Raw genomic sequence first — 22,221 nt, forward strand, 5'->3', positions numbered from 1 at the left:
CCTCTTTCTTAAGTTGTAGATATAGGCGAGTAGCTTTTAAAGTGGGTGAATAGAAAAATATGCGTTGTAGGAAATTAATTATAGTATTTGCTTTATTAAGCTTTTGCCTATGCATTTTTGTATTTCTTCCTCTTCAAAAGGTGTTCACCTTTACAGAAACACGTGCGGAACATCCGAACGTTCACTACATACCCATTTCAGCTGAGCAGAAATTTCAAATAAGATATACCCACTCCATACATAAATCAGATGTATGGGAATCCTATCAAACTGTTCAGGGAAATCGTATTCAAATGCTAGAGATGGAATATGAAGATTTGGCGATTGGTATGCCTGGCTATGCGGAGGAAAACCAAACTTTAATTCAAAGAGATGGTAAATATGTACTTCAGTTTGATAAGAACAAGATAATTGATGATTTTACAATTTATATTGGTGATTTAGATTTAGATCTTGTATTGATTTACGAAGATGTGGAATATGATTTAAAAAAAGATTTGGGTAGGGGAAAGTCCTATTTATTTAAAATTAGGCGACTATCGCTTTATGAACAGTGGAAAGGAGTAAGGATGAAATGACAACACAGGAAAAATCGCGAAAAGAAGAGCGAGTAGACGAATTTGAGCAAATTTCTGCTGAAGAGCAACAAGCCATACTTGAGAAGTATGATATTGAATCGAATGTAAGAACAGTTACGGGTGTCATGAAGCATATTATTTTCTTTGGTCTTCTAACATTTTCATTGTTCCAACTATATACTGCAATATTTGGGCAATTTCCTGCACAAATTCAACGTACGATTCATTTAGGCTTTGGTTTGACACTTATTTTTCTATTATTTCCAGCTCGAAAAAAAGCGCCAAAGCACAAAGTTGCATGGTTTGATTATCTATTAGCTCTATTATCTATTGCAGTAGGTTCTTATTGGTCTATGAACTATACGGAGCTTGTGAATCGTAATGGCTCTATTACACAGATAGATTTTATTGTTGGTCTGATCGCTGTTGTTTTAGTGCTTGAGGCTGCTCGACGTGCTGTAGGACTACCGATAACGATTATTGCAATTGCATTCTTAATTTATGCATACTATGGTCCGTATTTCCCGGCATTTATGGCACATAGAGGTCAGGATTTAGAGAGCATTGTGAACCTCATGTACTTTACAACAGATGGAATATTTGGTACGCCAATTAGTGTATCAGCAACGTTTATTTTTGTCTTTTTACTCTTTGGAGCATTTCTTGTCAAAACAGGGGTCGGTCAATATTTTAATGACTTAGCAGTTGCGTTAGCAGGTAAATTAATTGGTGGTCCTGCAAAGGTAGCTGTATTTTCAAGTGCTCTACAAGGTACCATTTCTGGTAGCTCTGTTGCTAATGTAGTAACATCAGGCTCCTACACGATTCCTATGATGAAAAAATTAGGATATCGTAAGGAATTCGCTGGTGCAGTGGAAGCGGCAGCATCCACTGGTGGTCAGCTCATGCCTCCAATCATGGGTGCAGCAGCATTCCTAATGGTGGAGTTTATTGGGCGTGGCATTACCTATTGGGATATTGCCAAGGCTGCAGCAATTCCAGCTCTTTTATATTTTACGGGTATATGGATTATGACGCATTTTGAAGCGAAAAGAGTTGGCTTAAGAGGTCTACGAGACGATCAAATGCCTAATCGACAAGAGGTATTTAAGAAAATATATCTTCTATTACCAATTGTAGCTATTGTTGTCTTGATGTTAACGGGAACACCAGTTATGCATGCAGCTTTGTATGGGATTATTATTTCAATTGGTGTTGCTATGTTTAATAAGGAAACACGTCTCAAACCAAAAGATGTAATTGAAGCATTGGTTGAAGGTGCTCGAACTGCCTTAGGTGTGGTAGCAGCAACAGCTTGTGCGGGGATTATAGTCGGAGTTGTCGTAAAAACAGGATTAGGTTTAAGTCTAGCAAATAGTTTAGTAGCATTAGCTGGTGGTAGTATTATTTTGACATTAATTTTCGTGATGATCGCTTCCCTTATTCTTGGTATGGGTGCACCTACTACAGCAAACTATGTTATTACATCGACAATTGCTGCACCAGCTATTGTGGCATTATTATCGCCAAATACACCACAGGAATTAGTACCGATAGTTGTTTTACTATCAGCTCATTTCTTCGTGTTCTATTTTGGTATTATTGCTGATATTACACCACCAGTAGCTCTAGCGGCTTTCGCGGCATCAGGTATTTCTGGTGGCGATCCAATCAAGACAGGGGTTAACTCAGCGAAGCTCGCAATTGCAGCATTTATTATTCCGTATATGATTGTCTTTTCTCCAGCTTTATTAATGATTGATACGACAGTTCCGCAGATTTTATGGGTAGTATTTACTGCCATCACCGGAATGGTGGCGATCGGTGCGGGAGTTATTGGTTACTGGTATCGCAAGCTATATTGGTTTGAAAGAATTATTGTTATTGCTGCAGGGCTATTACTTATTTATCCAGAGAAATTTTCGGATTGGGCTGGTTTAGCAATCTTTATTGTGATGTTTGTCATTCAATTTTTATCACATAAAAAAGGGAATCAGAATGATAACACTGGCCTAACAGTTTAATAAATTTTTGCCTTAAGATTTTAAATCTGCTCAATCAATAGCTGGCTACTAATAGCCAGGTGTTGGTGGGCAGATTTTCTTATGTTTTTAATCTAATATTGAGATTGGTTTTATATTTATAATGCATAATGTGTATTATTTATTGCTTTTTGCTAAAATCCTATTGTATAATTCTTTTATCAGAAAATTCAATTAAATAAGGAGTGATACAATGGGTAAACTATTAAATTCTAAATTTGAGACCTATTTAATGGATCAAGAGTTTGAGTCACATCAAGAGGAAGAGAACAATGAGGAGCAAATGGCGAACATTCAGTATGAAGAATATCCCGAAGGATTTTTTACAAGTTTATAATGTTTTTTTGATGGGCTATGTTGAAAGTGATATTAACTTTTAACATAGCCTATTGCATTGTAAGCCTCGATTTTTATCTTAATTGCTCCGCTAAAAGTTTAAAAAAACTCGACGCATTTACGTAAAGGCGTAAACACCTTTCTCTAAGTATATTATAGATAAGATCATTATTATATTTTGTTTAGGTCCAAAGACATATGTACTTTTCTGAAATAGATTCATGTATAATGGGAAACAAAAATGCGTATAGAGGTGTAGTTATGTCAAAAGCTATAACAGTAGAAGAAACGATTTATCAATGGTTTGATCATTTTCATAAATATCCAGAAGTAAGCTGGAAAGAGTTCGAGACAACTAAAAAAATTGCTTCGATACTAGATGAGTTACAGGTTACTTACCGTTTATTAGGAGATGTCCCTGGTTTAATAGCTGAGATTGGGACAGGTGATGAAATCGTTGCTGTACGTGCTGATATCGATGCTTTATGGCAAGAAGTTGATGGGAAATGGCAGGCCAATCACTCTTGTGGCCATGATGCTAATATGACAATGGTTCTTGGTTCCTTATTACTACTGAAAGATCGTCCGTTAAAGCATCGTGTTCGTTTCATTTTCCAGCCTGCTGAGGAATTAGGAAATGGTGCTTGTGCAGCCTTTGATCGAGGAGCAGTTGATGGGGTAACACATTTATTTGGTGTGCACTTAAGACCAATTGAAGAATTGCCGCTTGGAAAAATTTCGCCAGCTATCCATCACGGTGCTGCTTATTTTTTAGAGGGTACTATTCAAGGGATTGATGCGCATGGTGCAAGACCACATCAAGGTAAAAATGCCATTGACGTCATTATGGCTGTACAACAAATGCTACACAGTATTCATTTATCACCATTTGAACCGCACTCCGCCAAACTAACAAAAATTATTGCTGATGGTGGTAGTACAAATATTATTCCCGGTAATGCAAGCTTTTCCATGGATATTCGCGCACAGCATAATCAACAGCTCGAATTGCTCCGTAGTAAAATTGAAACTGGTTTAAAATCAATACAGCAACAATTTGATATTGATATGGGGTGGAATTGGTTAGATTTCACACCAGGTGCTGAAGTTTCACCAATTGCTGCAAAAATGGCAAAGGATGCGATAATTGAGACATTAGGTGAGGAACATTTAGCGGATGAAATAACTACACCGGGAAGTGATGATTTCCATTTTTATACTGTGAAAAAACCAGAACTAAAAGCGGCGATGATTGGAATTGGGGCAAACTTAACGCCAGGTTTACATCATCCTAAGATGACATTTGATCGAAGTGCTTTGATAGATGCTGCAAAAGTACTTGCGTGTGTATTAGAGAAAAAACCTGAATAAAAAAATTTAAGCTATATGAAAAAATGTAATTATTTTTTCATATAGCTTTTTTTGCATGAACATTTTTTGAAATGCATGGATATTCAAGGGTTTGCATGGTTTTTTAATGCTACTTGAAAGCGTTTTATTACGCTTAAATAAAGGGATTTGCTTGAGAAGCATAATTTTTTTGCGTTGACTTTTAATTTTTTGAATATTAAGCTAAAAAACGTAAAAAATTATTTGCGTCTTTATAAAACCTAAAAGGGATTTGGTGCAAAAAAAGGGGATGGGACGATGAAAAAAGAAATTAGTGCATTTTGGGCACTTCTCACATTTGCAATTATGATTATTACAATGTTGATTACAGTAGTTGTATTAGAGCAAAGTCCTCACGTACCATTAATTGTTGGCACAACTGTAGCAGCAATTGTTGCCAAAATACATGGATATAAGTGGTCTGAAATAGAAGAAATGATGTATAAGGGTATACGTCTTGCATTACCAGCAGTTGTCATTATTATTTTAGTTGGTTTGACAATTGGCGCATGGATTGGAGGAGGAGTCGTAGCAACAATGATTTTCTACGGCTTAAAATTAATTTCTCCAGCTTGGTTCTTAGTGACAATCATGCTATTATGTTCAATCGTGTCATTAGCTATTGGTAGTTCATGGTCGACGATGGCTACAATTGGTGTCGCAGGTATGGGTATTGGTTTAAGTATGGGTATCCCAGCTGCCATGATTGCTGGTGCAGTTATTTCAGGATCATACTTCGGTGATAAAATGTCACCGCTATCAGATACAACGAATCTAGCGGCAGGCTTAACAGGAACTAACTTGTTTGACCACATTAAGCATATGTTATATACGACAATACCTGCATTAGCTATTGCTTTAGTTGCTTTCGGTATTATGGGAAGAAAATTTGCTGATATATCAATGCAATCAGAAGAAATTTTAACAACACTAAAAGTAATGGAAGAAAGCTTTGTCATCTCACCTTGGTTATTACTTGTACCAGTTGGTGTTATTGTATTAGTGGCAAGAAAGGTTCCGGCTATACCAGCTTTAATTATCGGGATTGTTTCAGGTTTCTTGCTACAAATTTTTGTGCAAGGTGGTACTGCAACTAGTGCTGTTCATGCACTTCAAGCAGGATTTGAAATTTCTACAGGCAATCATATGGTTGACGACCTATTTAATCGTGGTGGTTTAGACTCTATGATGAATACGGTTTCAATGACAATTGTAGCGATGACATTTGGTGGAGTGTTAGAATATTCAGGTATGTTAAAGGCTCTCATGAATCTTGTGTTAAAATTCGCTAAATCTACAGGTAGCCTTGTCGCTTCAACGATTGCTGCATGTATTACAACAAATGCAACATGTTCTGAGCAATACATTTCCATTGTTGTTCCTTCACGTATGTTTGCAGGTGTTTATCAACAACGTGGTTTACATTCTAAAAACTTATCCCGTGCATTAGAGGATGGGGGAACATTAACATCTGTATTTTTCCCTTGGAACACATGTGGTGTGTTTATTTTAGGTACTTTAGGTGTAGGAGCTATGGAATATGCACCATATGCTATTATTAATTTTGTTGTACCAATCATTTCAATTATTTATGCATATATTGGCTTTGCGATTGTTAAGCTGACTCCAGAGGAAATAGAAGCTGCGGAGCAACGTAAAAAAGAACAAGAATTTAATGATGCTGATAACATGGTAATGGTAGACTAATTTTTAAAATTATCTTTATCTTACAAGTTCAAAGAAAATTCTCGCAGATTATGAGGTCTGCGAGAATTCTATTTAATAGGTTGCAAAATTCAATTCATAAATAGTGCGGGGGCGACCTTGTTGATGAGTCATCTCTTCACCTACAACTTTTGCATAGCCATTATCAACTAATTTTTTGATAATACGTTCTGTTGTACGTCGAGTTACCTGCAAATATTCAGCAAGATTTTGTGAAGTAAATTGTGCCGATTGACGTTCATGACTAAAATTAATTAGTTTAGAAATATTTAACGGACTAAGGCTGGTAAGCTTTGCCATTTGTAAAACGTAAGGATCATCTGTTTTTAAAGAAACTTTACCTTTAGAATTAGGAAAAGGCCCTAATAGACTTTTATGTTCATCGAGAATATAGATTTCGGAAGGTTTAGCAAATGTTAAAGCATATTGAGCATTTTGTGTGGCTTCCAGAATGGAGTGCCCATAGCCAAATGCTAGTTTAAATGGTTGTTCGATTTGCTGTATGAGCTCTTCCAGGTTTTCCTTTTCTAGAGCATTTTGTAGATGTCCAGCTGTTGTATATAACTCAAAGGTATGCGCTGATATTTGCTTATAAGTTGAAAAGGTTGCCTTTGCAATTTGACTTAAAATAGTTGATTCTATAGATGAATCTTTTGGAATTTCTAATAGACCCACAACAGCCTTAAACGATTCTGATTTTGTTAATAATGATTTAGATTTAGTTTCTTCAAGACATTGAATGATAGAATTTTTTGTATCTAACATGCGCATTGCTGGTATTTGAAGTGCTTGTAATTCATCAAAAACACTATGAATACTTGTGATGACAAAATCAATGCTTTTGGTATTCCATAAGGCCATGTGACGCTGTAAAATATTCTCGGTCGGTTCCGTAATCGATATGTGCTGAACGTGTGGCTTTTCGCCCGTATACTCTATTTCTGCTAAAACATTATCAACAAAGGCTGGATTCATAACATCAATGGAAATTCTGTCGATGGGAACAGTATGTTTAGCTACTAGCGATAAAAAAGTTGTTGAGATGGCTGTTTCATCTTGTTTAATATAATTCCAAGGTATGGGTATTTCTGAAAGTAAAGATTGAGCATGCAAATAGGGTAATGTACCTCCAAATAGCAGTGCATCACATGGTTTAATTTGCTTTACCAAAGTAGGTGCTTCAGATGGATGCCTGTAAAGATAAAATTCTAATTGAATATCGGTTACGTTTTGTGCGATACTAATAATACGCTTCATAAATGCTTTAGAACAAATAATCGCTATTTTGGTAGACATGGGCATCGTTCCTTTTCTATTTTTTTAAATATTTAGCGACGTATTAGCGACAAATTTAACGATAGAGGAGACTGATTATGATGAAAATCCAACAAGTAGAAATTTTTGCTATACATTTACCGCTAATTGATCCATTTATCATTAGTTATGCTACATATGATACAATGCCTTCTATTATTTTAAAAGTAACAACTGATACAGGTATTGTCGGGTATGGAGAAGCTGTACCTGATGAGCATGTAACAGGTGAGTCATGGGAAAGTACTTATGCCGTACTGAAACATCAACTTGCCCCTGCGATTATCGGGGAAAATCCAATGGCCTTTGAAAAACTACACGATAAAATGAACAAAGTGGTGAAAGATGTACCTGCTGCCAAAGCAGCTTTAGATATCGCTTGCTTCGATATCGCTGGGAAAGCATTAAACGTACCTGTATATCAGCTTTTAGGCGGTCGTTATCATGAAAAATTCCCAATCACTCATGTACTAAGTATTGGTGCTCCTGAAGCAATGGCTGAAGAGGCTGCTAATCGAGTTGAAATGGGCTATCGTTCCTTTAAGATGAAGGTAGGTACAGAGGTAATGAAAGATGTTGCTCGTATTAAAGCGGTACGTGAACGAGTAGGTGAAGACATTGCTATCCGTGTGGATGTAAATCAAGGGTGGGGGAATGCAGCAACTACTTTACAAGGATTACGTGCAATGAAGGATTTAAATATCGATTGGTTAGAGCAGCCAGTAGATAGCGAAGATATTGATGGAATGGTAGAAATTAAATCAAAATCTGATGTGACATTAATGATTGATGAAGGTCTTCGTGGCGTACGTGAAATGCGTGAAATTATTGCTAAGCGTGCAGCGGATAAAGTGAATATTAAATTAATGAAGTGTGGAGGCATCTACCCTGCTATGAAGCTTGCTGTTATGGCAGAGATGGCAGGTATAGAGTGTCAAATTGGTTCTATGGTTGAATCATCTGTTGGTTCTGCTGCAGGTTTCCATGTAGCTTTCTCGAAGAAAATTATGACAAGTGTTGAACTAACAGGCCCATTAAAATTCTCTAAAGATGTGGGCAACCTGCATTATGATGTTCCATTTATTTGCTTAAACGAAGAAGCAGGCTTAGGTATAGATGTAGATGAAGATGTAATAAAGGAATTATGTAAATTTTCAACAGTTGTAACTGCTTAAGGAGGCGTAAAATGGAAAAGATTTATGAAGGTATGCTTGGTAAGACACCTTTTTTTGTTACAAAATTAACGCCTCAGCATATACAACAAATTGAGGAGCTGCAGCATGAGGTCTATGAGGCATTAACAGATCAAAGTATTTTACAGCCATTAAGTACAGAGGAATTTGAGTATATTTTAGATGGCAATGGAATGATGATTGGTGCTTATGTTGAGGATCAATTGATTGCCTTTCGAGCACTGTTAAATCCACCTATTGATGAAGAGCATCTTGGCTATGATTGTGGAATTGAGGAGAAGGATTTTCAACGTGTTTTATATCAAGAAATTTCCAATGTTTCACCAAAGTATCGCGGTTATGGCTTACAGAAAACATTAGCTACTGTAGTGATGAATAGCATCGATTTAAAAAAATATGACTATGTTTGCTCAACCGTAAAGCCATATAATATTCCGAGTTTAAAGGATAAATTCTCGCAAGACCTCTTAATTAAAGGCTTGAAAATTAAGTACGTAGATAAGCTGCGTTATATTTTCTATAAAGATTTAAGACAAGATTTGTCCCCAGTATTTACTGAAAAACAAGTACTATCAATGGGAGATATAGCTGGACAACAGCAACTCTTAAAACAAGGTTTCCTTGGTACGACTATGTATGAAGATAACAATGATTGGTTTGTTGTATACGAAAAATAAAGTAAAAGCCTTACCTGACACAAAAGTTTTGTGAAGGGTAAGGCTTTTTTACGAGGCTCTAAGTTATTTCTTCATTGGGCAAAAACCACAGGCCATTAAGCCAGGGATATCTTTAGAAAAACAACATGATTTTCTTACAGGCAAATTGATTAAATTTGTGGGGCTTTGACCACCTGTATATTGTGCCCACCAAGATTTGTTGGAGAAGCGTGCCCATGTTTTAGGGTCCTCTAAAATTTCAATATCCTCCATAGCTTGATCAGCTAAACCAGGATTAGATAACAATACATGATAGTGCCATAGCAAATATCCGAAGAAATTTTCCCAAATGGTAAGAGGGGAAATCGATGTTACTTTCCTTAGTTGTTGGACAATTACATGCCCATCGTAAAGGACTTTCTCTATGACTGTTTGACGCTCATCTTCATCGACATAACGCCAATCATTTGGATTAGCGAACATGGCAACGGTAAAACTATTGAATTCCTTGGCCGCATCGAAACGCAATTCAAGTGGCTTACCATCCCATACTTCGTCATAAGCGGCAAGCATATAAAATTGCATAGCAAAAAACATACCATAGCGGCGTGCAAAGTGAGAAATAGCGGCAGTTTCTGTTGCGGCATCAGTTATACCCATCATGAGATTTAAAAAATCAGGGTGGTAAAAGTCTTTATGTATATCAGCTAATGTAAATAAAGTCCGCTTAGGCTCAGTTGTATAAATACTATAGGAGTTTAATTGTTGAACTTGATCCATCGTTAAAGCTGGCATGGTAATCCTCTTTTCCTTAGAACTTCTGTTAATTTCATTATAAAGTAATCAATTTTGCTTCACAAATAGTATGCCATATAGTAAAATACATTAAACATATAAGAAAGGTAGGGTTTATAATGTCACAGGTTCTTGCCATTCCAAGACCGCTAGTTCGATTAAATCAATGGACTATTCTTTTAAGTGTGATTTTTACATGGATAACCGGAGTTACATGGCTATTAGTTATTCCTCTTGCTGCAAATTTACTAGGCCTTTTATTCAACTATAACCCAATTATTCGCGTTGGGAGGCTGTTTTTAAAAAAAGCTCCTTCTGCCTATATACCAGAGGATGCACAACAACAGAAATTTAATTCCAGCATTGCTAGCTTTTGTTTAGCAGCCGGTTTAATAGGATATCTATTAGATTGGCAGGTCCTAGGCTATATCTTTACTGGTATGGTTGCAATAGCCTCATCCATCGCAATTGCCGGTTTTTGTATAGGTTGTTTTCTTCATTTTCAACTGAAGCAATGGCAATATCGACGTTCGTTAAAAAAATCTTTTTAAAAAAGGAAAAAAATTATTAGATAATTGTTGACAATTTAATTGATAATGATTATCATTATCGTATAAAGATTATTCCTCCTCTACAATACAGTGTAGAGAGGATGAACTTTAGCTACTTTTCTCCAGAAGTTTGCTAGTTCATGATTACGCTCCTAAAACCCCCCTCATTTTTTGGGAACGTGAAAATCTCAGACGACTCATTCTAATTTTAGAATGGAGTCGTCTTTTTTTGAAAATCATTGCGCATTGTTGTAATTACTATGGCAACCACTAGAGGAGTTATTCATCACTTAGAAGATTAACACGGAAATGTGCATCTTGGTTCTTGATCTGAATTGGAAGAACGACGATGACATCTGTGACCAACGAAAACTTCCGCCCACAGTGAAATGTTACGAAGAAGTAGTTTGCTGAACAGCGTTTTTTCTCCCAAGTATCATTGTATAGTAACTATGTAGTAACATGCCCACAATGATGACACCAAGACCTGCTAATGCAAGCGGGTTAGGGAAGGCAATTCCTAATAATAATACTTCACCGATTATAACAAAAAGAATTTCAGTTGATTGTGTAGCCTCAACTGCAGCTAATTTGCCTTGATGGTCTCTTACGCGGTCTGTTGCGATAAAAAATAATATGGTTGCAATGACTCCAGAGCTAATGCCAACAAGTAACGATTGGAACATTTGGCTTGCTGAAGGCAGGCCGACAGTAAATATGGCATAAATAGCCATGATGATCCATGCTGGCAATGAAGCAATCGTCATGCCTAGTACACGCTGAAAGGTATCGATCCGTCCCCCACAAACTTCCATCATCTTGCGATTTCCAAGAGGGTAAGCAAATGCTGCGACGATGACAGGTAAAATACCAAGCATTAAACTTCTAAATGAAACGGATTGTGCCTGAGGTATTTGTATTAGCAGAATACCTACTAAAATGACACAAGAAATAAGAAGAGAAATGAAAGGGATTTTTTGGCGCACTGTTTTACCAGCAATAACTGAAACGAAGAGGGGAGCTAATAATACACCAGCAACAATAGTAAATTGCCACGTGCCAGATACGAGCCAACCTGGACCAAATGCTGCAGCAAATGTTAATGGCGCATAGAATAAGACAAATCCCACGAAGCTCCAAAGTAGCCATGCTATAGGCTGTGCTTTCATTTCTCCAGATAAATGAGTAAAGCCTTTCCGATAAAAAACGATGATGAGTAAGAAGGGTAGCATGAAAAAGTATCGAAGTGACGCACTCCATAGCCAGCTACCACCTTGCATTTCCATTGCATGATTTAAAATAAAGGTCACGGCAAAGAAAAGTGATGCTAAAATGCCTAATGCAATTTCTTTCATAAAATCACCTCAATTTTAGTTTTAGATTCTTTTATGTAATTAGAAAATTCAGTAATTAATGCTGAAAAAATTACGAAGAAAGGAAAAAACCTTTCTTCGTAACTATAACATTATCAATTATGTCCCATCGAGTCCAGATTTTTTTGAGTTTAATCAATCTGTGACATTTTAACAGGTGAGGGGTGGATCACTAATATATACCTATTATTTTGTTTGTTGTTCAAATAGCTGAACAATTTCAATAATAACTTGTGTTGCCTTTTCCATTGTTTCAGCAGATACATATTCAAATTTCCCATGCATATTTTCGCCGCCAGCGAAAATATTTGGTGTTGGTAAGCCCATATAAGATAATTGTGAGCCATCTGTACCCCCGCGAATCGGCAAAGTATTAGGTGTAATATCTAATTTTTCCATTGCAGCACGTGCAATATCAACAATTTCTTTTACAGGCTCAATTTTTTCGCCCATATTATAGTATTGATCTTCAATTGTAATGCTTAAAGCATGTTCTCCAAATTGTGCTTGAATTTTAGCTGCAGCATCGCGCATTAATTGTTTTTTCTCTTCGAATTTTTGGCGATCATGGTCACGCACGATATAGGAAAGCTCTGTATGTTCAAGAGCCCCTTTAAAGCCCATTAAATGAATGAAACCTTCATAACCTTCTGTCTTTTCAGGAACTGCTTCAGCCGGCATTTCATTTTGGAAGGCAATTGCCATTGTAATAGCATTGACCATTTTATTTTTTGCTGAACCAGGATGTACACTTGTTCCTTTTGTAACAACCTTTACACCTGCCGCATTGAAGCTCTCATATTGTAACTCACCAAGTGGTCCGCCATCCATCGTATAGGCATAGTCTGCTCCAAAAGCAGCTACATCAAATTTATGTGGCCCACGACCAATTTCTTCATCTGGTGTGAAAGCTACACGAATTTTACCATGTTTAATAGTAGGATTTTTAATGAGGTACTCCATTGCTGTCATGATTTCAGCAATACCGGCTTTATCATCAGCCCCTAGCAATGTAGTACCATCTGTTGTAATAAGGGTCTGACCCACGTAATTTTTAAGCTCTGGGAAATCTGTAGGGGACATGACTAAATTTTCATTTAATTGAATGTCTCCGCCATCATAGTTATCTACACGCTGTGGATTTACATTGGTACCTGTATAGTCTGTAGCTGTATCAACATGTGCTAAAAAACCGATAGTAGGTACATTTTTATCTGTATTTGCCTCTAATGAAGCAAATAAATAGCCATTTTCATCTAATGTAATCTCTGTTAAACCAATCTCGGCTAGCTCATCTTTTAAAACATGTAGTAGGTCAAATTGCTTTTGTGTAGAAGGAGTTGTTTCGCTTGTGAAGTCTGATTGTGTATCAATTTTTGCATAGCGTATTAATCGTTCAATTACTTGTTCTTTCATAAGTATGGCCTCCTATTGTGTACGTTGATTTTTTTAGCGGGTGTCCAAAATTTGCTCAAAGAAGTTTGAGCCTTTGATGGATGTCACGGAATCGGGCTTTGTGCGATCACAAAGCCAGTTCCGGACGTAACTATGCCAAGTCATAATTGATATTATTGTACCACTTTACTTCGGATTTCGGAATATTGAAGGATACTTAATGCAATAAACACTTGGGCGCTATAATAAGTCAGCATAATTACTTCATGTGAAAAAGCTAGTGGTGTAACAAATTTATTAATAGCTAAATAGGAATCGGAAGCAATAAATAACAGAGCCCCAATTATTGCAAATTTAGAGCCTGTTCTTATAGCTGTCCAGCCCATCGTTAAAATCACCGAAATATAGGCAATCACGGCAATGCTAAGTATTGTTTCACCTGTTTTCAAGACGGAACCTGCAATCCATATGGCCATGCAGACACCGTAAAGTAGTAGCGTTATTTTAGCCCAGGTTGGTACTTTCTGTTCGTTTGTGGTAGAGAAAGCAAAAATATAAAAGACATGACCAATAAGAAAGCTAGTCAGCCCAATTAAAAACCACTGCAATGTATAGTCGCCAATCATACAAAAAATAAGCCCAATAATAATTAAAAGTTGGTATTTTTTAATATGTAATGGTTTTTGAACGGCAGCTAAAATAATGATTAACAACATTGGAATTACTTTAAATAGTAGTTTTAAACTTTCGGCAATATGGGAAAAAAGAAAAATATAATAAAGACCAAACAAGATTATGAAACCTATTAATATTTTTTTAAACAAATTTTTCAGCTCCTTTCCTTTTGAAATTCAATATTTATGGTAGAATTCCTTTCTGTACAACGTATGTATGAAACTTTTTTAGTATGTAACCGTAAATAAGTAGACAGAAAGTTGAAGAGAGGATGAACCAAATGACTAAGCTACTGATAGCTTCTGCAGTCATTGCATTAATCGCGAGTGTATTAGTAACACCGCTTATTACAAAGAAGCGAGAAGATGGTAAATCGAGAAAGGTGATCGGATATTTCTTTATTGGCATCTTTGTGCTAGGATTTTTAGCCACAGGTATCACACTATATGTAACAAAAATTGATGTAAATTGGCTTGTTTTTTGGCCAGCAATAATTTTATTATCGCTAGCAGGTGCTCTGCTTGCGAGTGGTATTGAACGGAAGATTAAAGGAATTTTATTTTTAGCAAGTTTAGGTGTAGCAGTTTATGTATTATCAGCACCTTTATGGAATGCTAATGATAAATTTAATTCTTCAGAAATGAAGGAAGAGGTTGAAATAAAACCTTTCGATGAAACACAAACACCTGCGAGTGTCCCACCAAAATTTGCTCGTAATAAAATGAAAAAGGCATTCGGTCAAGTGCCAAATACTAGTTACTATGAGTTAGGACGTTTACAAATTCAAAAGGTGAAGGGTGAATATGTTTATATCGCACCAGTCGAGTTTTCTGGGTTCTTTAAATGGATGAATGGTGATACAACACCAGGCTACTTTATAATGAGTGCTACAGATTCGGCGGATAACCCTAAGTTTGTAAAAGAAGAAATGAAGTATGTTCCTTCTGCTTATCTAAATGCTAATTTAGAACGTCATATTCGCCTACAACATCCATTCCTTATTTTTTATGGGGATGTTCAACTAGAAGTAGATGATGACGGAAAGCCTTATTACATTCGTTCCTATGGTGAATTTATTTCAGCACGAAATGGCTTTGATGTGAAAGGGATTGTCTTAGTAGATGCACTGACAGGGAAATCAGAGGTGCTTAAACTGGACCAAATACCTGAATTTATTGATGGTGCAGTATCTCCAGAGACAGTAAGCTTACAAAATAGTTATTTCGGTAATTATGTTCATGGTTTTTGGAACAGTATGTTTGGTAAAAAGGATGTAAAAATCCCTTCCGATGAAGGAACAGAATCGAATGTTAGCCCAATTTTCGATGAGAAGGGTGATATGTATTACTTCACAGATTTTACAAGTCCTAAAGAAGGCGTAGATTCCATGCTAGGGTATTCCTTAACAAATGCACGCACAGGAGAAGCCACATATTATACAGGGAATTTAGATTCAAGTTATATGGATTCACAAGGTAATTTACAAATTATTGAGAAGAAATTTATTGAGAAAAAATGGACTGGTGAAATGCCAGTGCTATATAACTTTTATGGGGAAGCAAGCTGGCTAACCGCGGTGCTGGATTCCAACGGCTTTTTACAAAACTATTTCATTGTGTCTGCTGCCAATCCTGAAATCTCCGTTTATGCTACTACTCCTAAGGAGGCACTAAAATTATATAAAACTGCATTAAGCCGTGGAGGAAATACAGTTGACGGTAGTTCAAATGCTGAGGAGAAGCAAGCTAGTGGGAAAGTATTACGTGTGTACAAGGAACGTTTAGGAGATTTTACGACAGTTTCTTTCTTATTAAACAATGGTGAAAATTATTTAGTCAGTGCTGAAACAGAACCTCTAGCCATTTATTTACAAGAAGGTGATGAGGTAATTATCACGTATGGTGATACAGGGGAACAGTTCTTACCAGTTCGATCCCTCATTATTAAAGGGTTACAATAAAAAACAAAAGACGATCTTAGGATAACGAAGATCGTCTTTTGTTATGTCGATTGTTTTTGAATGGAGGTAAGCATTTTGACTCTATGGTTCATAAAAAGTGTCCTTGCATGATCATTTAAAGTAAAAATTTGTTGTACATAGTCTTGTAGCAATCTATCTTCATATTCAAAAGAATGATCATCTTCATTTTCTAAAATATAGGATAATAGAAGTGCATGTAAGACAGCCACCTCTAGATTTTGGGTATTTGTAATAAACTTCAAATTTAGAATAGAAGTGTGGGAAACAAATTGATTAACATAATCAATAGCATTTTTATACAGTGTCAAATTAACACGTGGCTCTAACCGCTTTCTTAGCTCGGTGCACGCATTATTTAATTCTTCTATTTTTAAAAATAAACCTCTTACACTTCTCTTATGCTGTTGTTCTAAGGTATGAGCAAGATGTTTATTGATATGAGACATTGTTAGTAAAACTCCTTTCTTCAATAGGGTTCATTTATTAATATGAATGGAATAGCTGGAAATGGGAAGAGTCTTTTCGTTTAATTTGAAGCAGTCTTTACTCTATATATCGAGACAAAATTACTAGATTTAATATAGAAAAGTGATGACATTATGAAAAAAATGGGGTTATTATCATACGATAGTAACCCCATTATGTTATTGAAAAAATCACTATTATAAAAAGAACGTTGGCAGGAGGGATTTTATTTCCGTTCCCCCAGCTTCAAACAATCATGCTGCATTTACTAGCAGTAGTAAACAAAATCAATAAGTCGTTATGATACTGAATATAAATATTAGGTCTCTTGGTAGTTCATAGTAAATTACACTGAGCGTAATCAGTTAATTACTTCCAATTAAATCCTTTTGTAGCTAAAAACTCTTTGATATGAGGACGACGTTGTTCGACTAAAAAATCAGCCATTTGTTTTGTCCAATTATCAATTTTTCTATTTGAGGATCGGTTATTATAATACATCTCCATTGTCTCATTATAAGCTGGTAAAAGCTCATCATACTTGTCTACATTGTATCCGTTTTCATGTAATACGGCAGACACAGGTAAGCGTGGTTTGACTTCATTGCGTCGTGCTGGTACGCCAATTGTTAGGCCGAATAAAGGAAAAACGTGATCAGGTAGATTAAATAATTCACTTATTTCGGAAGGATTGTTACGTACCCCTCCAATATAGCAAATTCCATACCCCATTGATTCTGCTGCGATCACAAAGTTCTGTGCAAACAACGATACATCAGCTACACCCACTAGAACATTTTCAGCAGAATCTGCAACTATGTCTACACCTTCTAGTTTTCCAGCCATTTGAAGACGCTTGAAGTCAACGCAAAAGACAAAAGCACCACCAGAAGTTTCATATTGACGAGGGTTACCAGAGAGTAATCCTAATTTCTCCTTTTTGTCTGCATCTGTTACCCATATTACACTATAGGCTTGGACAAAATGTGATGTGGCAGCCATTTGTGCTGTTGCAATTAAATCCTCGATGATTTCTCTTGAAATCGGATTGCCATCATAAATACGAACCGAGGAATGGTTGCGTAATAATTCTTTAACCATTTAAATATTCTCTCCTTTGTGTCTTATCTATATCATGAGCATAGCACGCTTTGTTGTCAAAATCGAATAAAGAGGGATTTGTAGTTATATTTAAATAGTTTGTAAATGTAAAACTTTATTTCTTTTTCTTAAATGCAGATGTGACTTTTGGCTCTGTGCCATTTACTAATCGTTTAATATTTTCAATGTGCAAAATAATCGCTATGCCAAATAGAAGGACAGCAATAACAGTAGGACCGATTCCAGGAATCCATAAATAAGTTGCTGTACAAAAAACGAGATAAAACTCAAGTACTCCAACAATTAAATAGTTTGTTGCCAAAGATAAAATGACAAATAGAATAAGTGCAAATAAACCTATTTTCCAATCAACAGCAAGTAAAATGCCAATAATGGAAGCAGTACCTTTTCCACCATTAAAGCCCATATAAAATGGGAAATTATGACCTAAAATAACCCCTGCAGCCATCATGTAAGTTAAAAGCCATATTTGTCCTTCGGTTAAATGTATAGCATCTGCTAAATAAATGTGTGCGCCGATAATGGCTACAACACCTTTACCAATATCGATGAGAGCTACTAAAACGCCATATTTCCAACCTAGGGAAAGTGTAGCATTGGATGCACCAGCATTACCATGGCCAGCTTTTTTTAAATCAACCCCAGATAAAAATTGTGCCACTTTAGAGCCGTGAATACAGCCAATTAAATATCCAACTAAGAGAAAAATAATCACGGCTTTTACCATAAAAATACTCCCTTCAAAATTTTTTCTAAAATAGTGTATGCGTTCATAGTACGTAAAAGAGCAGACAGAAGTTTCGGAAAAAATAAAATTTACATGTTGACAGAAAAAAACTCTATGTTTATACTGTGTAACAACGATGGAAATTGAATCTCATACTCTTATCAAGAGCGGCGGAGGGATAGGCCCTATGATGCCCGGCAACCAGTAAGTGATGAACTTACTAAGGTGCTAATTCCTACAGATTCTTACTTGGATCTGGCAGATAAGGGGAGGAAAACTTGCAACCGCAACCCTCTTCTTAGCTGAAGAGGGTTTTTGTTTTCTACAGAAAAATCCTCCTCATCTCCGGTGCCATCGTAAAAAAATAACCATTTGGAGGTACACAATGACAAATTTTAAACCAGAAACATTGTTGTTACATGGTGGTCAAGAACCAGACCCAGTGACAGGATCTCGAACTGTTCCCATCTATCGCTCAACGGCATTCGTTTTTAAAGACACTGCTCATGCGCAACGTCTTTTTGCCTTAGAAGAAGCAGGGAACATTTACACACGCATTACAAATCCAACTGTTGATGTTTTTGAAAAACGTGTGGCTTTATTGGAAGGTGGAACAGCAGCAGTAGCACTTTCATCTGGTGCAGCGGCTATCGCATTTTCCATTTTAAACCTAGCTGGAGCTGGTGATGAAATTGTAGCAGCTAGTTCTTTATATGGCGGTACTTATAATTTATTTGCTAACACACTACCAAACTACGGTATTAATACAATTTTTGTAGATGAAACAAACCCAGACAATTTTAAGGCTGCAATTACCGATAAAACAAAAGCTATTTTTGCTGAAGTTTATGGTAATCCAAGCTTAAAGGTTTTAGATATTGAAGCGGTAGCTAAAATTGCACATGAGAATGGCTTACCATTAATTATTGATAGTACGTTTGCTTCTCCGTATGGCTCAACACCTATTGAATATGGTGCAGATGTTGTTGTTCATTCAGCCACTAAATGGATAGGTGGTCATGGTACAACTTTAGGTGGAGTAGTGGTAGATGCTGGTAAGTTTGATTGGACTAGCGGACGTTTTCCTGGTTTTACTGAGCCAGATGCTTCTTACCATGGCTTACGCTACGGCATTGATACGGCTTCAGCAGCTTTTGCTACGAAGCTACGCGTACAGCTATTACGTGATTTTGGTCCAACATTGAGCGCAGACGCAGCCTTTAATTTGTTACAAGGTTTAGAAACGCTTCATTTGCGTATCCCTAAACACAATGAAAATGCATTGGCAGTGGCTGAATATTTACAGAACCACCCATCTGTGGAGTATGTAAATTATAATGGCTTAGAAGATTTCCCAACACATGATTTAGCGAAAAAATATTTAAGAAATGGCTTCGGTTCAGTGCTCACATTTGGCATTAAAGGTGGACGTGAAGCCGGACGAAAGCTTATTGATAGCGTGAAGTTATTTTCACATGTAGCAAATGTAGGAGATGCCAAGTCATTAATTATTCATCCTGCCTCAACTACACATCAACAGCTCTCAGCAGATGAATTAGTTCAAGCTGGAGTAACCGAATCGCTTATTCGCTTATCCATCGGTTTAGAGGCAGTAGAGGACATTATTGCAGATCTAGAACAAGCGATTACGCAGGCAACAGCAACTGAACAAACAGTAAAAGCTTAAGTAAAAACATAAGGGAGAATGTTGTAGCGTTTACGTATTTTCTCATTCGATTTGCCTCATTTGGTAATACTTCTAACGTTACTACATCAGTCGAGTAAAGTCTCTGTTGATTATCAGAACCTTTTGAAAAATAATACCAAGTATTTTTATATGTATTGTTGACTTAGTTAAATCCTTGTTATATACTAGGGAATAAGTTAAGGGTACGAAATTCTTGTTATAAAGGTAATGTTTTCATAAGTGCTCCCCCACTTTTGAATAGATGTGGGAGAGTAGTTACTTAGCCAGTAACTGCTCTTCCCAAAAACTGATGATAAAGGAGTGTTTGAAATGGGTAATATCTATAGTGCACAAAACATTGCATCCTATCTAATTTATGAGCTAAATGAAGGGCATGTTTTTGTCAATAATTCATCCATCCAACATCTCCTTGCATCGGTTGAAAGAAAATGGCAGCAAGTCTTTGGTCATACAGCATTTCAAGAGCATGTTGTTGCTGAAGAGGAGAGCTATACGATAAAGGAAGTTTTCGAAGCATATAAACATTACGGTGTAAGCCATATTCCACTTCCTGCGACAGAGTTTTACTTAAAGTATGGTACTTTTCAATTAGTGGAACGAACATATGCAGTCCCAAATTTTAAAGAAGAAGAAATTAGTCTTGTTCAACAAGCTTTAACACAATATCGATATCAGTTGCTTTCAAAAGCAAGTTGAACCCCCCTCATATATAAGCTCATTCTCTACTGCTACAGGGAATGAGTTTTTTCTTTAGAGGTCCTTAAAATAATAACAAGATTATAGGTGTCCAAGCATACATATATAATAGAAGAAAGACATTCATCTATTTAAATGTAAAGAGTCAATTTTTGTTCAAATCTTATGGATTAATCGAAAAAACGTATAATAAGGGGAATGAAACCGATTTCTTTTGCACGTCTAGAGAAAACAAATGTCCTTCCTAGAAAGATTTTTCTTGTGAAAAGTATGTATTTGCGATACAATTTTCTTTAAGTTAAATTTTGAATTGTTTGAATTTGTGTGTGTTGCTACACGTACTGAAATAGCAAAACTCATACGAAGAAGAGTTGACTAAAGCCTGCGGTGGGTGTCAAATGATCATGACACAACCCCATGGAGAAATTAGCTTTGATGAAACTGCGGAATGTAAGTTGGAGGGAATAACAAGAATGGCAACTATAAAGGCAGCGATTTTAGGATTTGGAACGGTAGGTCAGGGCATCTATCATATATTAAATGAAAAGCGAGAAGAGCTAAAAAATAAATTAGGTATTGAATTAGAAGTTGCGAAGATTTTAGTGACAGATGCTAGTCGTGAACGTGTGCCAGGAACAGCACATTTGATGACAACGAGCATAGATGATGTCTTAGCAGAACCAGGTATGCAGGTTGTGTTTGAAGCAATTGTAAATGAAGAGCCTGCATTCAGTTATTTAAAGCGAGCAGTTGAGCATAAATGCCATGTTATTACAGCCAACAAAGTGATGTTTGCTAAACGAGGTTTAGAGTTACAGGATCTTGCAAAGGCAAATGGTGTTTTTGTAGGCTATGAGGCAACTACTGCTGGTGGCGTACCTGTTATTAAAACAATGAAAAATATTTTACTTGTTAATGACGTAAGTCGTATACAAGGAGTCTTAAATGGCACATGTAATTATATTTTAACAAAAATGCGTGCACAGGGCTGGTCTTTCGAAACAGCTTTAAAAGAGGCACAGAGCTTAGGGTATGCTGAGGCAGATCCATATAATGATGTTTCTGGTCAGGATGCCTTTAAAAAATTAATGATTTTAAGTGCTTTGGCTTTTGGAGAACAGCCAGATTGGGCTGATGTAGAGGTCATTGGAATAGATAGTATCTCGGCTGAACAAGTACGTGAAGCGTGTGAAAATGGTTTGCGTTACCGCCATGTAGCTGAAGTGGAGAAACTGGCTGACGGTAAAATTATCGCTAAAGTTGGTCCACAACTTGTTGATAAAGAACATCCACTCTATCCAGTCGATGATGTGTTCAACGCAGTGGCATTAGAGACTAACTACATTGGCACATTAACATTAGTAGGTCCTGGAGCAGGAATGTATCCTACCGCTAGTGTCATGGTAGAAGATTATGCCGAGATTATTGGGAAAAGAGCAGGATTTGTTGTAACGATTTAAATTAACTTATTACATTTAGAAGCCCACCATTCAACAATGT

20 protein-coding genes and 1 riboswitch are annotated in these 22,221 nt (G+C 36.5%); of the genes, 12 read left to right on the forward strand and 8 right to left on the reverse strand.

Annotated features, from left to right (window positions below; all coding sequences use genetic code 11):
* The first annotated feature begins 59 nt into the window (after window positions 1-59).
* The 5 genes from MKY49_RS01725 (at window position 60) to nhaC (ending at window position 6,052) form a co-directional block, all read left to right on the forward strand.
* A complete protein-coding gene (locus MKY49_RS01725; protein ID WP_322604861.1) occupies window positions 60-578 on the forward strand; it encodes a DUF1850 domain-containing protein in 519 nt (172 codons plus the stop codon).
* Window positions 575-2,602: a TRAP transporter permease gene (locus tag MKY49_RS01730; RefSeq protein ID WP_341385473.1), complete on the forward strand. Its 2,028-nt coding sequence runs from the start codon at window positions 575-577 to the stop codon at window positions 2,600-2,602. Before MKY49_RS01725 ends, MKY49_RS01730 begins: the two co-directional genes overlap by 4 nt.
* A gap of 211 nt (window positions 2,603-2,813) precedes the next feature.
* On the forward strand, window positions 2,814-2,957 hold the full coding sequence (locus MKY49_RS01735) for a hypothetical protein (RefSeq protein ID WP_274795388.1): 144 nt from the start codon (window positions 2,814-2,816) through the stop codon (window positions 2,955-2,957).
* Between the two features lie 260 nt (window positions 2,958-3,217).
* Window positions 3,218-4,327, forward strand: a complete 1,110-nt coding sequence (locus tag MKY49_RS01740; RefSeq protein ID WP_274795390.1) for an amidohydrolase — start codon at window positions 3,218-3,220, stop codon at window positions 4,325-4,327.
* Between the two features lie 276 nt (window positions 4,328-4,603).
* Window positions 4,604-6,052 (forward strand): Na+/H+ antiporter NhaC, encoded by a 1,449-nt coding sequence (nhaC, locus tag MKY49_RS01745; protein WP_341385474.1) that lies wholly within the window; start codon window positions 4,604-4,606, stop codon window positions 6,050-6,052.
* Between the two features lie 72 nt (window positions 6,053-6,124).
* Here nhaC and MKY49_RS01750 read toward each other — a convergent pair whose 3' ends face one another.
* A complete protein-coding gene (locus MKY49_RS01750; protein WP_274795392.1) occupies window positions 6,125-7,366 on the reverse strand; it encodes a hypothetical protein in 1,242 nt (413 codons plus the stop codon).
* A gap of 80 nt (window positions 7,367-7,446) precedes the next feature.
* Between MKY49_RS01750 and MKY49_RS01755 the strand changes: the two genes are divergently transcribed.
* Entirely contained in the window at window positions 7,447-8,559 is a 1,113-nt protein-coding gene (locus MKY49_RS01755; protein ID WP_341386905.1) for a mandelate racemase/muconate lactonizing enzyme family protein, read from the forward strand.
* An 11-nt stretch (window positions 8,560-8,570) separates the two neighbouring features.
* Window positions 8,571-9,254 carry a GNAT family N-acetyltransferase gene (locus MKY49_RS01760; protein WP_322604858.1) on the forward strand — a complete coding sequence of 228 codons (684 nt, stop codon included), beginning with the start codon at window positions 8,571-8,573 and terminating at the stop codon, window positions 9,252-9,254.
* A gap of 63 nt (window positions 9,255-9,317) precedes the next feature.
* Here MKY49_RS01760 and MKY49_RS01765 read toward each other — a convergent pair whose 3' ends face one another.
* Complete coding sequence (locus tag MKY49_RS01765; protein WP_341385475.1) at window positions 9,318-10,028, reverse strand: Fe-S oxidoreductase; 711 nt, start codon at window positions 10,026-10,028, stop codon at window positions 9,318-9,320.
* Between the two features lie 119 nt (window positions 10,029-10,147).
* On the opposite strand from MKY49_RS01765, the gene MKY49_RS01770 reads away from it, so the two are divergent.
* The gene (locus MKY49_RS01770) at window positions 10,148-10,579 is read left to right on the forward strand and encodes a DUF4395 domain-containing protein (RefSeq protein ID WP_274795395.1); all 432 of its coding nucleotides are present in this window, start codon (window positions 10,148-10,150) and stop codon (window positions 10,577-10,579) included.
* Between the two features lie 392 nt (window positions 10,580-10,971).
* Here MKY49_RS01770 and MKY49_RS01775 read toward each other — a convergent pair whose 3' ends face one another.
* From MKY49_RS01775 to MKY49_RS01785, 3 genes are all read right to left on the reverse strand, one after another.
* Entirely contained in the window at window positions 10,972-11,934 is a 963-nt protein-coding gene (locus MKY49_RS01775; RefSeq protein ID WP_274795396.1) for a DMT family transporter, read from the reverse strand.
* Between the two features lie 204 nt (window positions 11,935-12,138).
* Entirely contained in the window at window positions 12,139-13,368 is a 1,230-nt protein-coding gene (gene pepT / locus MKY49_RS01780) for a peptidase T (RefSeq protein WP_341385476.1), read from the reverse strand.
* A gap of 152 nt (window positions 13,369-13,520) precedes the next feature.
* Complete coding sequence (locus MKY49_RS01785; RefSeq protein WP_274795398.1) at window positions 13,521-14,171, reverse strand: lysoplasmalogenase; 651 nt, start codon at window positions 14,169-14,171, stop codon at window positions 13,521-13,523.
* A 131-nt stretch (window positions 14,172-14,302) separates the two neighbouring features.
* Here MKY49_RS01785 and MKY49_RS01790 point away from each other — a divergent pair, with 131 nt between their 5' ends.
* Complete coding sequence (locus MKY49_RS01790) at window positions 14,303-15,982, forward strand: hypothetical protein (RefSeq protein WP_274795399.1); 1,680 nt, start codon at window positions 14,303-14,305, stop codon at window positions 15,980-15,982.
* 41 nt (window positions 15,983-16,023) lie between these two features.
* Here MKY49_RS01790 and MKY49_RS01795 read toward each other — a convergent pair whose 3' ends face one another.
* The 3 genes from MKY49_RS01795 to MKY49_RS01805 form a co-directional block, all read right to left on the reverse strand.
* Window positions 16,024-16,449: a hypothetical protein gene (locus tag MKY49_RS01795; protein WP_341385477.1), complete on the reverse strand. Its 426-nt coding sequence runs from the start codon at window positions 16,447-16,449 to the stop codon at window positions 16,024-16,026.
* A gap of 388 nt (window positions 16,450-16,837) precedes the next feature.
* Window positions 16,838-17,569 (reverse strand): class II chromate reductase ChrR, encoded by a 732-nt coding sequence (chrR, locus tag MKY49_RS01800; RefSeq protein WP_274795401.1) that lies wholly within the window; start codon window positions 17,567-17,569, stop codon window positions 16,838-16,840.
* A 115-nt stretch (window positions 17,570-17,684) separates the two neighbouring features.
* A complete protein-coding gene (locus MKY49_RS01805; protein ID WP_341385478.1) occupies window positions 17,685-18,317 on the reverse strand; it encodes a glycerol-3-phosphate acyltransferase in 633 nt (210 codons plus the stop codon).
* A 155-nt stretch (window positions 18,318-18,472) separates the two neighbouring features.
* Window positions 18,473-18,586: riboswitch (SAM riboswitch) on the forward strand.
* A gap of 116 nt (window positions 18,587-18,702) precedes the next feature.
* Here MKY49_RS01805 and MKY49_RS01810 point away from each other — a divergent pair.
* The 3 genes from MKY49_RS01810 to MKY49_RS01820 all read left to right on the forward strand — a co-directional run bounded on the left by MKY49_RS01810 (window position 18,703) and on the right by MKY49_RS01820 (window position 22,181).
* The gene (locus MKY49_RS01810) at window positions 18,703-20,004 is read left to right on the forward strand and encodes an O-acetylhomoserine aminocarboxypropyltransferase/cysteine synthase family protein (RefSeq protein WP_274795403.1); all 1,302 of its coding nucleotides are present in this window, start codon (window positions 18,703-18,705) and stop codon (window positions 20,002-20,004) included.
* Window positions 20,005-20,334: 330 nt separating this feature from the next.
* Window positions 20,335-20,721, forward strand: a complete 387-nt coding sequence (locus tag MKY49_RS01815) for a hypothetical protein (protein ID WP_341385480.1) — start codon at window positions 20,335-20,337, stop codon at window positions 20,719-20,721.
* 473 nt (window positions 20,722-21,194) lie between these two features.
* Window positions 21,195-22,181 (forward strand): homoserine dehydrogenase, encoded by a 987-nt coding sequence (locus tag MKY49_RS01820; protein WP_274797254.1) that lies wholly within the window; start codon window positions 21,195-21,197, stop codon window positions 22,179-22,181.
* Window positions 22,182-22,221: the final 40 nt, after the last annotated feature.

The organism is Lysinibacillus sp. FSL M8-0134 (assembly GCF_038069745.1).
In the GTDB taxonomy this organism is placed as follows: domain Bacteria; phylum Bacillota; class Bacilli; order Bacillales_A; family Planococcaceae; genus Lysinibacillus; species Lysinibacillus irui.

What these genes read in the sequence shown, in the direction of transcription:
- MKY49_RS01805 (WP_341385478.1), bottom strand. Translation starts at nt 18,317, where the DNA reads ATGGTAAAAGCCGTGATTATTTTTCTCTTAGTTGGATATTTAATTGGC.
- MKY49_RS01820 (WP_274797254.1), top strand. Translation starts at nt 21,195, where the DNA reads ATGGCAACTATAAAGGCAGCGATTTTAGGATTTGGAACGGTAGGTCAG.
- nhaC (WP_341385474.1), top strand. Translation starts at nt 4,604, where the DNA reads ATGAAAAAAGAAATTAGTGCATTTTGGGCACTTCTCACATTTGCAATT.
- MKY49_RS01735 (WP_274795388.1), top strand. Translation starts at nt 2,814, where the DNA reads ATGGGTAAACTATTAAATTCTAAATTTGAGACCTATTTAATGGATCAA.
- MKY49_RS01740 (WP_274795390.1), top strand. Translation starts at nt 3,218, where the DNA reads ATGTCAAAAGCTATAACAGTAGAAGAAACGATTTATCAATGGTTTGAT.
- MKY49_RS01765 (WP_341385475.1), bottom strand. Translation starts at nt 10,028, where the DNA reads ATGCCAGCTTTAACGATGGATCAAGTTCAACAATTAAACTCCTATAGT.
- MKY49_RS01795 (WP_341385477.1), bottom strand. Translation starts at nt 16,449, where the DNA reads ATGTCTCATATCAATAAACATCTTGCTCATACCTTAGAACAACAGCAT.
- chrR (WP_274795401.1), bottom strand. Translation starts at nt 17,569, where the DNA reads ATGGTTAAAGAATTATTACGCAACCATTCCTCGGTTCGTATTTATGAT.
- MKY49_RS01755 (WP_341386905.1), top strand. Translation starts at nt 7,447, where the DNA reads ATGAAAATCCAACAAGTAGAAATTTTTGCTATACATTTACCGCTAATT.
- MKY49_RS01815 (WP_341385480.1), top strand. Translation starts at nt 20,335, where the DNA reads ATGGGTAATATCTATAGTGCACAAAACATTGCATCCTATCTAATTTAT.
- MKY49_RS01790 (WP_274795399.1), top strand. Translation starts at nt 14,303, where the DNA reads ATGACTAAGCTACTGATAGCTTCTGCAGTCATTGCATTAATCGCGAGT.
- MKY49_RS01760 (WP_322604858.1), top strand. Translation starts at nt 8,571, where the DNA reads ATGGAAAAGATTTATGAAGGTATGCTTGGTAAGACACCTTTTTTTGTT.
- MKY49_RS01730 (WP_341385473.1), top strand. Translation starts at nt 575, where the DNA reads ATGACAACACAGGAAAAATCGCGAAAAGAAGAGCGAGTAGACGAATTT.
- MKY49_RS01775 (WP_274795396.1), bottom strand. Translation starts at nt 11,934, where the DNA reads ATGAAAGAAATTGCATTAGGCATTTTAGCATCACTTTTCTTTGCCGTG.
- MKY49_RS01770 (WP_274795395.1), top strand. Translation starts at nt 10,148, where the DNA reads ATGTCACAGGTTCTTGCCATTCCAAGACCGCTAGTTCGATTAAATCAA.
- MKY49_RS01810 (WP_274795403.1), top strand. Translation starts at nt 18,703, where the DNA reads ATGACAAATTTTAAACCAGAAACATTGTTGTTACATGGTGGTCAAGAA.
- MKY49_RS01725 (WP_322604861.1), top strand. Translation starts at nt 60, where the DNA reads ATGCGTTGTAGGAAATTAATTATAGTATTTGCTTTATTAAGCTTTTGC.
- pepT (WP_341385476.1), bottom strand. Translation starts at nt 13,368, where the DNA reads ATGAAAGAACAAGTAATTGAACGATTAATACGCTATGCAAAAATTGAT.
- MKY49_RS01750 (WP_274795392.1), bottom strand. Translation starts at nt 7,366, where the DNA reads ATGTCTACCAAAATAGCGATTATTTGTTCTAAAGCATTTATGAAGCGT.